The organism is Candidatus Desulfolinea nitratireducens (genome assembly GCF_982879505.1).
Map to the genome: position 1 here is coordinate 1 of NZ_CEYOSI010000082.1, position 8,409 is coordinate 8,409.

Below are 8,409 nucleotides of genomic sequence, written 5' to 3' on the forward strand. Positions count from 1 at the left end.
TCCGAGACCCACGTACTTTGGCAATGATTCTCGTAGTTCCGGTGATGCAGTTATTTCTGCTGGGATATGCGGCGACAACTGATGTTCGCAATGTGCCCATCGCCGTTTGGGATCAGAGTCGCAGTCCGGAATCACGGGCCTTATTGGATGCCTTCCGTTCTGCAGACTATTTTCGGATCGCCTACGATATTGGCTCAGATGCGGAAGTTCGTGATCTGATCGAAAGAGGCGAAGCGCGTGCTGCGCTCATTATTCCACCGGATTATAGCCAGCGTCTGCTTGAAGGAGATGCTCAAGTGGCGATGATTTTGGATGGTTCCGATTCAACTGTTGGAGGAACGGCGCTCTCAACCGCACGGCTGATCGGGCAGTCGCACGCCACCAAATTAATGCAGGAGCAAGCCGCTCGCACCGGACGAAGCGCCGAATTCAATCCCCCCCTCGAAGTCCGCACGCAGGTCTGGTACAACCCCGATCTGGACAGTGCCTACTTCATGATCCCCGGTGTGATCGGGATGATCCTTTTTGCGATCACATCCATTCTGACGGCTACGACCATTGTCCGTGAACGCGAACGTGGCACTATTGAGCAGTTGATCGTCACACCTATCCGTTCATGGGAATTGGTCGTAGGAAAGCTGATGCCTTACGTGATCCTTTCTCTTTTTGATACCCTGGTCGTGCTGGCGATCGGTAACCTGTGGTTTAAAGTGCCGGTGCGTGGTGATCTGGGTCTGATCATTGGCACGTCTGGATTACTGCTTCTTTCTGGCCTGGGAATTGGCTTATTTGCCTCAACCACTGCCAATACACAGCAGGAAGCCTTTATGACTGTCTGGATGACGCTTTTACCAGCAATTTTTCTATCTGGTTTTTTGTTCCCAATTGAAGCTATGCCACCAGTTTTGCGCTGGGTTTCCTCCATAATACCTTTGCGCTATTACCTGGTCATTATTCGGTCTCTGCTTCTGAAAGGGGTTGGAGCAGCAGCCCTGCAAAATGAGATCATAGCCCTCGCCATTTTTGGTGTTGGCATCATGGGTGCGGCAGCCATGCGCTTCCGCAAACGACTTGATTAGGAGTTCCTATGCATAAGAAACGCCCCCCTGTCCCTGTAATTGTCGTTTTGCTTCTAGCTGTGTTGGTTGCAAGCTATTTTGGTTTACAGAAGATGTTTGCTGAGAATAATGGCGGATTAACTGCCTCTGGCACAATTGAAGTTACCACTGTTGATATATCACCTGAGTTGGCTGGCAAGGTGACCGCAGTTTTAGCCGAAGAAAGCGATATCGTGGAGGCTGGCACACCGCTTCTCCACCTGGATGATAGTTTGCTGATTGCACAACGAGCAGTCGCTTCGGCTCATGTGGATGCCGCCAACATCGCCTTGAAGACCGCGCAGCATAATTACGATCTGGCTTTGCAAAATGCAGTGATCGCGCAACAAGCCTCTACGGCCACAGATTGGCGCTTTTCTGCGCCAGATGAGTTCACTTATCCTCTCTGGTATTTTCTCAAACCAGAGCAAATTGATGCAGCAAAGGAGGAGGTCCAGGCGGCCGGTACCGCCCTTTCTGATGCAAGAATAGAATTGGAAAAAGTTATCATAGATTTGGATAACGCCGATTTTCTTGATGCTGAAAAACGCCTGAGTTTCGCCCGGACCGCATTCCTCGTTGCCCAGGATGTCAAAATTCAATCAGAGTATGCCGCCCAGGGTGGTGGATTACGTGATGCCGCTTACGATGCCTATAATGAGGCTGAAGATGAACTAAACGCCGCCGAAGCAGCATATTTTGATTTAATCAATAGCCAGATAGCAAATGATGTGCAGGATGCGCGCGGCAAGGTTGTTGTTGCCCAACAGCGCTATGACGTGGCCTCTGCTCATCTGGTTATCCTTGAAACTGGCGCGGAATCACCGGCGGTAATCAGCGCTATAAACGCACTTGAACAAGCCCGATCCTCACACCAACAGTCAGAAGCTAATCTGGATTTGATTGATGCACAAATGACCAAACTGTCGGTTTATTCTCCGATCAGTGGGACCATTCTGACGCGTAATGTGGAGCCAGGTGAATTTGTTCAGCCTGGAGCTACAGTTCTATCCATCGCCAACCTGGCTGATTTGACCATCACAGTCTATGTACCTGAGGATCGCTACGGTGAAATTTCGCTGGGGCAGCAGGCTGAGATCAAGGTCGATTCCTTCCCTGATGACAGTTTTTCTGCAAGCGTTATTTCTATCGCCAATACTGCCGAATATACACCACGCAATGTCCAGACTGTGGAAGGGCGCAGCAGTACTGTTTATGCCATCAAGCTGAAGGTGACAGATCCGGAAAGGAAGTTAAAACCCGGCATGCCTGGGGACCTTTCCTTTCGTTAGCCTGTCAACCCGTTTTCCGGTTGGCTCGTCATTCCATTGGAGGTTGTATGCCCACGATTTCAAGATTTGAAGAGATCGAAGCATGGAAAACAGCTCGTGAATTGACAAACTTGATCTATGAATTTTCATCACAAGGAGATTTTTCTCGCGATTTTGGATTGAGAGATCAAATCAGATGCGCGTCAGTTTCAGTGATGAGCAATATTGCCGAAGGTTTTGAAAGCCAAACCCAGGCACAATTTATTCGTTACCTAGGTATTGCGAAAGCCTCAGCTGGCGAAGTTCGAAGCCAACTCTATATTGCGCTTGACCAATCCTATATTGCAAAGGGGCAATTTGCCCAGGCTTTTGATCTTGCCGATAAAGCATTGCGCCAACTTGTGCGTTTTATCGCCTATCTAAAATCTCACCCTCCCCCCCTCGGCGTTCGCGAAAAAGGCGTAGACTACCTCCCCTAACGATCCCAGTTGTTCAACGGCCCAACGGGATAACGGTCCAACGGCCCAACGGGATAACGGTCCAACGGCCCAACGGGAAAACGAGAGAAAGGAACAACTTTATGAACTGGCAGCGTATGAAAACCATCCAAAAACTTCATCGTGGACTCTATGCGATCGGGTTGGGGCCTCTGATTGGCAAAATCATTCTTCTTTTAACAACCACAGGTCGAAAATCCGGCTTGAAAAGAGTCACACCTTTGCAATATGAAAAAATTGACGGAAAATATTATCTTGGCTCAGCCCGCGGTCTGAAAGCGGATTGGGTACGTAATATCCAGGCAAACCCGAATGTTGAGATTCGGGTGAAGTCACTATCTTTTCAGGGACAGGCTGAGGTTGTCACCGATCAATCCCGTTTTGCTGATTTCATTGAAACGCGACTTGAGCGGCATCCCTTTATGCTTGGACTGATCATGCAAAAGGTGCATGCTTTACCAAAAAGGCCTACCAGGGAGCAATTGGAGAAATTGGCTGAAAAAGAAGCATTTGTGATCATCGAGCCTCATTAATTAGCGAGAATTAATGTGACAGAATATCTTATCCAAGCGCAAGGCCTATATAAATCTTTCGGCGAAAACCATGCCGTTAACGATCTTTTCCTGCATATTGAGAGAGGGGAGATCTATGGATTGGTAGGTTCAGATGGTGCGGGGAAAACCACGACTCTGCGCCTCCTTGTCGGTGCCATGCTCCCCGATGCGGGGATGATCACTATTGATGGAATGGATTTATTTCAGCATGGCGAAGAGATCCGTGCCAGGATAGGCTATCTTTCACAGCGGTTTTCGCTTTACGAAGAATTATCTGTATTGGAAAATATCCGTTTTTTTGCCGAAGTACGGGGACTGTCTACGGAGGAGTGGTTGCCTCGCAGTATGGATATTCTTGAATTTGTAGGTCTGGCGGGATTCAAAGAGCGACGTGCCGGACAGCTATCGGGTGGGATGAAACAAAAGCTGGGGTTGGCGAGTGCGCTTGTCCATCGACCGCGAATCCTTTTACTTGATGAGCCAACCACCGGAGTTGATCCCGTTACACGACAGGATTTCTGGCAGCTGATCATCCGTCTCGTTTCCGATGAACGTCTGACGGTTCTTATCAGCACCCCCTATATGGATGAGGCAGCCCGCTGTGGACGATTGGGTTTTTTGCGGGATGGTAGTCTCCTAAAATCGGGGACACCAGCCGAATTGCGGTCGGCGCTCGAGGGAAGCATCCTCGAGTTGCGCGGCGAACCGCTCCGGGAATTGCGGCTGGCTGCCGCTATGGATAAGGATATTCTCGAGGTTCACGCCTTCGGCGACCGCCTTCATTTGCGCGTAGCCACTGGGAAAACTGAGGCAGTACTCAACCGTTTACCGGATCAACTTGCTGGTCGAGGTTTAAAAGTGGAGGATGTACGTATTATCCCACCTACTCTGGAAGACGTCTTTATATCCCTGACTTCTTCGGAGATTGCAGATGCCTGAACCTGCCATTATCACAGAGAATTTGACTCGCCTTTTTGGCGATTTTATTGCTGTTGACCATATCTCTTTCAAGGTCGATCAGGGTCAGGTGGTTGGCTATCTTGGACCGAACGGATCGGGAAAAACCACCACCATCCGGATGTTGCTGGGATTGCTGGAACCTACCGAAGGTCAGGCAACTGTCCTTGGATATGATGCATTCCGCCAAACAGAAGAGGTACGCGCCCGTGCAGGATATATGTCACAGAAATTTGCCTTATACGATGACCTGACCGTTTGGGAAAATATCGAATTTTATGGTGGCGTATATGGCGTAAGGGATAAAAATAGTTTAAACGCAACTCTGGCACGGGTCGGGCTGACGGGTTATGAGCGCGAAAATACAGGCGATCTATCAGCGGGTTGGCGGCAGCGTCTGGCGCTCTCCATTGCTCTGGTGCATCAACCGAAATTGCTCTTTTTGGATGAGCCCACCAGCGGTGTGGACCCGAACGCCCGCCGCGTATTCTGGGATTTGATCTACGATCTTGCTGATGAGGGAACGACTGTTTTTGTGACCACGCATTATATGGACGAAGCCGAGTATTGCGAGCGGGTTGGCATCATGCGGGATGGGAAATTGCTGGCGATGGATTCCCCGGCCAAGCTTAAGGAGGAGACTCTCTCCGGACCTGTTTGGGATCTTTACGCAACACCATTGGAATTAGCGCTGGAAGCGCTCTCCGGGGTTGAAGGTGTTCAGCGCGCAGGATTGGCTGGAAACCATTTGCGGGTCATCACTGATCCGAGAATTACGGCTACGAAATTAAAAAGGGCACTCAAAACTGCGAAAATAGATGTCTCCTCTCTTGACCGGGGCGACCCGACCTTGGAGGATGTCTTTTTATCGCTGGCGAAAGACTAAGAAATGAATGTTATTCCTCCCCCGCACGCGGGGGAGGTTAGATGGGGGTTTTGCCCCCTCCTCTAGTTCCCCACATTTATAGGGGGAGAACGTTTTGAGGAATAAACGCAGAAAGCCTCAAGCAGATCTCGCTTGAGGCTTTCTGTTGGAACGAGGACAAGTTTATGAGGTGATCTGTTCTGTGTGAACGACGATCATCAGGATCAGGTAGGCCAGCAGGATGCCAGGGCCGGTGAAAAAGAAGGCCATAACAAAGAGCAGACGTACTACGGTCGGGTCGAGGCTGGCATATTCGGCTAATCCGCTGCAGACACCGGCGAGCATGATATCGTTGGTGCTGCGGTATAAGCGTTTTATTTTTTCGGTCATTAGTTATTCTCCTTATGGTTTTTGCTATAATTACTTACGCAAGGGTTTGATGGAAGTTGCGAACAATAACGAATGTGCAACGCACTTTTAAGTGGGTTGTATCTAATAGTGAAAAAAACGATGAATTTGGAACCAATTCAATTTATTGCCGAGCAAGTTGAGGTCAGGTACGATACGCCGCCGCCTTTTGAGAAGACACCTCCCTGCCCGGATGGATTCACCTGGCGGGAGGAAGATTTTCGGGTGGTCGAGTTGTTGAGCGAGCGGAGGGATTATCAACGTCGTGGGCGGATGAAGAGGAATATGAGTCCGGGCCACGCAGCGGCGGCTTCCATTAAAGGGTCCTGGGGGGTGGGGAGATTCTTTTTCCGCGTGTGTGTGGAAGGGGGGCGGGTTTTTGAGATCTATTATGACCGTGAAAGTAAAAACGTGGACGACCGCAAAGGGAGCTGGTTTCTATACCAGGAGTTGGGTTAGGCTGTAAGGAAGGCGGTCAGAGTGCGACCGAGCCAGACTGCACCAAGACCAAAGATGACACTGACTCCAATATTCAGATAAAAAAGAAGATTATTTCCTTCGCTGATTAGATTGAAACTGTCAGAACTAAAGGTGGAAAAAGTGGTGAAGGCGCCCAGAAATCCGAGAAAGACGAGTGCGCTGGTTTCGGGGGTGAAAATATTGCGGGCCTCGGCCAGTTGGGCCAGCACTCCGATCAACAGGCAACCAACGAGATTGACTACCAATGTCCCGAGCGGAAATTGGGGCGTTTTTGACCAACTCTGTACAAAGCCGCTCAGTGCATAGCGCATGATCGCGCCGAGAAAGCCCCCCATGCCAATTAAAAGAAAAGTGCCCATATGCCGTTCTCCGTATTTCGATGTTTGCTGCCATAGGAGTCATCAGCCATCAGGCGGTTAAAGGTGAACTCCATCACCAGAAATATGAAGCCGATTTTACTGGGGATGGAGTTTGATGGCAAGGGTTTGACTGACTATTTATTTTTGCATTTCAGGCAAATAGGCCTTATCTTTATAAAGAATTGGGGTGGAGCAGCCATTTACGAATAAGGAAAGAGTCTGCACTGATTCTGAGTATCCTTCGGAGACTACAATGGCGCAATGCAGTTTTTCCTTGTAGCCCTGATAAGTACAGTCATTTGATAGGCTTGTACCAATTTTGAGTGAATATTCCCAAGGCTCTACATCGTCCGGGAAAGCTATTTCCAGTCCAGGTACGCCACCTGGCATCTTAATTGTCACAGGCATGGGGGAGTCTTTCTTCCATTCAGGCCAGGCCAATTCCATCTCCATCCCTTTATAGAGAGTACAACGCGCATCGGCAGTCGAATTTGGATTTTCATCAAGATCACGAATTAGATATTGATAAGCGCCCCTGATGCAGTCATCTTGCGAAACAACAATAATATTGCTGCAAACACCCTCACCGTAAGGACAAAGTGCTGCCAGCTCACAGGTTAAAGAACCATTTCCCAAGGAGCAATCCACATTATTTTGATGCTCTTTAGCGGTATCAGTATTCGCAAGATTCTCAAAAATATGGATTTGATAGCCCTCTTCAAATTGGCCGGATTCGTTCCATAAAGGAGTGGGAGAAAAGGTATTTTTTATTTCAAGACCGTTTTCAGTGAAGGAGTCCTTTAAATCGAGATTGCCACCATAATCAATCTCACCAAGATTCAGGATGGATGAGTCATTTGAAGCCAATTGCGCATTCTGGAGATCGACCGGTATACAACTTTCGCCAACTTCCACTGAAGGTGCATCTGTGCCCCCAGGCTGGCTACCGTTATTTTCGGCCTGTTTATCGTCCCCTTCTGAAACCGTACCCCAGAAGGAAGCCACTACGCAATTGTCCTTCGTGACGATAACATCTACCTGGGTGTTGGAAAGGCGTGGTGTAAATCCGTTGAATGAGCAGTTCAATACTCCGTTTTGGACCTGGCATTTTGCCTCAGAAAATTCGAGAGCGGTTTTTGAAAAGATTTGAAGTTGATATTCTCCCTCTTCAAATATATCTGGGTGTTGCATATTCATTTTCCATGGCAGCTCATCAAGGGTTGGTTCTAAAAACTCAATCCAAACTATATTTTCATTTCCCGATATATTATTACTATTCAATTCTGGTGGCCCATAAAGATGTGCGGGTATGCAGGCTCCTGCATCCAATTTTGGATCGGCATTGCCTTCCCCGCGCAAATTAAGCATGTCTGTAATAACACTATCCAAACCCTCTGGTTCACTTTCCGATCCATCAAGAACCCCGTAGCTTTCCAAACGAGCTAATATCTCTTCGGGGAGAGAAAATCCCAGCGCAGGCAGGGCAAATATCCCCAGGCAAAGGATTCCGCATATCAATGCCAGCACAACAATAATGCCAATTACCCATTTAGGAAATCGCAAAAAAACAGATTTTGCCTCACGAGAGCTGTGATCCTGTCCCATTTATTCCTCCTTGGAAGCGCTGAGTTCTTTACGATAAAGCATCATTTGGAAAATTAGAAAAAATATCCCCCCAATGCCGGCCCCAAAGAGCAGCAGGGGATCATTTTGAAAATTTTTATTGATTGCCAATGTCGCATAGAAAATCATCGCGCCGAAAGTGACTGCGCCAAGCATGGCAACTTGTTGGGCAAGGAAATAAGAAATGCTTTTTGGTTTATAGGGATCAGGGAGGGTTTTTGATTGCCAGCGAAATGCCTTACCCAGATCTTTATTTTGTTTGATCAGAAATTCCTTGATCTGGTTCATGGCGCGGGCT

General features: G+C 48.4%; 11 protein-coding genes and 1 riboswitch. Of the genes, 7 read left to right on the top strand and 4 right to left on the bottom strand.

Features of this window, described 5'->3' with window-relative positions:
• The 6 genes from AC3DOM_RS08920 to AC3DOM_RS08945 form a co-directional block, all read left to right on the top strand.
• Positions 1-1,079: ABC transporter permease (locus tag AC3DOM_RS08920; RefSeq protein WP_487918695.1), on the top strand; the 1,079-nt coding region annotated here is incomplete at its 5' end.
• 8 nt (positions 1,080-1,087) lie between these two features.
• Positions 1,088-2,389, top strand: coding sequence for an HlyD family secretion protein (locus AC3DOM_RS08925; protein WP_487918696.1), 1,302 nt, complete (start codon positions 1,088-1,090; stop codon positions 2,387-2,389).
• A gap of 47 nt (positions 2,390-2,436) precedes the next feature.
• Positions 2,437-2,847, top strand: a complete 411-nt coding sequence (locus tag AC3DOM_RS08930; protein ID WP_487918697.1) for a four helix bundle protein — start codon at positions 2,437-2,439, stop codon at positions 2,845-2,847.
• Positions 2,848-2,948: 101 nt separating this feature from the next.
• Complete coding sequence (locus AC3DOM_RS08935) at positions 2,949-3,398, top strand: nitroreductase/quinone reductase family protein (RefSeq protein ID WP_487918698.1); 450 nt, start codon at positions 2,949-2,951, stop codon at positions 3,396-3,398.
• Between the two features lie 15 nt (positions 3,399-3,413).
• Complete coding sequence (locus tag AC3DOM_RS08940; protein WP_487918699.1) at positions 3,414-4,358, top strand: ABC transporter ATP-binding protein; 945 nt, start codon at positions 3,414-3,416, stop codon at positions 4,356-4,358.
• The gene (locus AC3DOM_RS08945; protein ID WP_487918700.1) at positions 4,351-5,262 is read left to right on the top strand and encodes an ABC transporter ATP-binding protein; all 912 of its coding nucleotides are present in this window, start codon (positions 4,351-4,353) and stop codon (positions 5,260-5,262) included. The genes AC3DOM_RS08940 and AC3DOM_RS08945 overlap by 8 nt, the downstream gene beginning before the upstream one ends.
• 162 nt (positions 5,263-5,424) lie before the next feature.
• Here AC3DOM_RS08945 and AC3DOM_RS08950 read toward each other — a convergent pair whose 3' ends face one another.
• The gene (locus AC3DOM_RS08950; RefSeq protein ID WP_487918701.1) at positions 5,425-5,631 is read right to left on the bottom strand and encodes a PspC domain-containing protein; all 207 of its coding nucleotides are present in this window, start codon (positions 5,629-5,631) and stop codon (positions 5,425-5,427) included.
• A 120-nt stretch (positions 5,632-5,751) separates the two neighbouring features.
• On the opposite strand from AC3DOM_RS08950, the gene AC3DOM_RS08955 reads away from it, so the two are divergent.
• Positions 5,752-6,108 carry a DUF6504 family protein gene (locus tag AC3DOM_RS08955; RefSeq protein ID WP_487918702.1) on the top strand — a complete coding sequence of 119 codons (357 nt, stop codon included), beginning with the start codon at positions 5,752-5,754 and terminating at the stop codon, positions 6,106-6,108.
• Here AC3DOM_RS08955 and crcB read toward each other — a convergent pair.
• The 3 genes from crcB to AC3DOM_RS08970 form a co-directional block, all read right to left on the bottom strand.
• On the bottom strand, positions 6,105-6,488 hold the full coding sequence (gene crcB, locus AC3DOM_RS08960) for a fluoride efflux transporter CrcB (protein WP_487918703.1): 384 nt from the start codon (positions 6,486-6,488) through the stop codon (positions 6,105-6,107). The two genes, AC3DOM_RS08955 and crcB, sit on opposite strands and share 4 nt — an antisense overlap.
• A gap of 26 nt (positions 6,489-6,514) precedes the next feature.
• Positions 6,515-6,575: riboswitch (Fluoride riboswitch) on the bottom strand.
• Between the two features lie 51 nt (positions 6,576-6,626).
• Complete coding sequence (locus tag AC3DOM_RS08965; RefSeq protein ID WP_487918704.1) at positions 6,627-8,093, bottom strand: hypothetical protein; 1,467 nt, start codon at positions 8,091-8,093, stop codon at positions 6,627-6,629.
• Positions 8,094-8,409, bottom strand: a 316-nt coding sequence (locus AC3DOM_RS08970) for a hypothetical protein (protein ID WP_487918705.1), incomplete at its 5' end; no start/stop codon positions are given. It lies immediately after the preceding gene.

Excerpts from the sequence above, each read along its gene's own strand:
- AC3DOM_RS08925 (WP_487918696.1), top strand. The coding sequence starts at position 1,088 with ATGCATAAGAAACGCCCCCCTGTCCCTGTAATTGTCGTTTTGCTTCTA.
- AC3DOM_RS08930 (WP_487918697.1), top strand. The coding sequence starts at position 2,437 with ATGCCCACGATTTCAAGATTTGAAGAGATCGAAGCATGGAAAACAGCT.
- AC3DOM_RS08935 (WP_487918698.1), top strand. The coding sequence starts at position 2,949 with ATGAACTGGCAGCGTATGAAAACCATCCAAAAACTTCATCGTGGACTC.
- AC3DOM_RS08945 (WP_487918700.1), top strand. The coding sequence starts at position 4,351 with ATGCCTGAACCTGCCATTATCACAGAGAATTTGACTCGCCTTTTTGGC.
- AC3DOM_RS08950 (WP_487918701.1), bottom strand. The coding sequence starts at position 5,631 with ATGACCGAAAAAATAAAACGCTTATACCGCAGCACCAACGATATCATG.
- AC3DOM_RS08955 (WP_487918702.1), top strand. The coding sequence starts at position 5,752 with ATGAATTTGGAACCAATTCAATTTATTGCCGAGCAAGTTGAGGTCAGG.
- crcB (WP_487918703.1), bottom strand. The coding sequence starts at position 6,488 with ATGGGCACTTTTCTTTTAATTGGCATGGGGGGCTTTCTCGGCGCGATC.
- AC3DOM_RS08965 (WP_487918704.1), bottom strand. The coding sequence starts at position 8,093 with ATGGGACAGGATCACAGCTCTCGTGAGGCAAAATCTGTTTTTTTGCGA.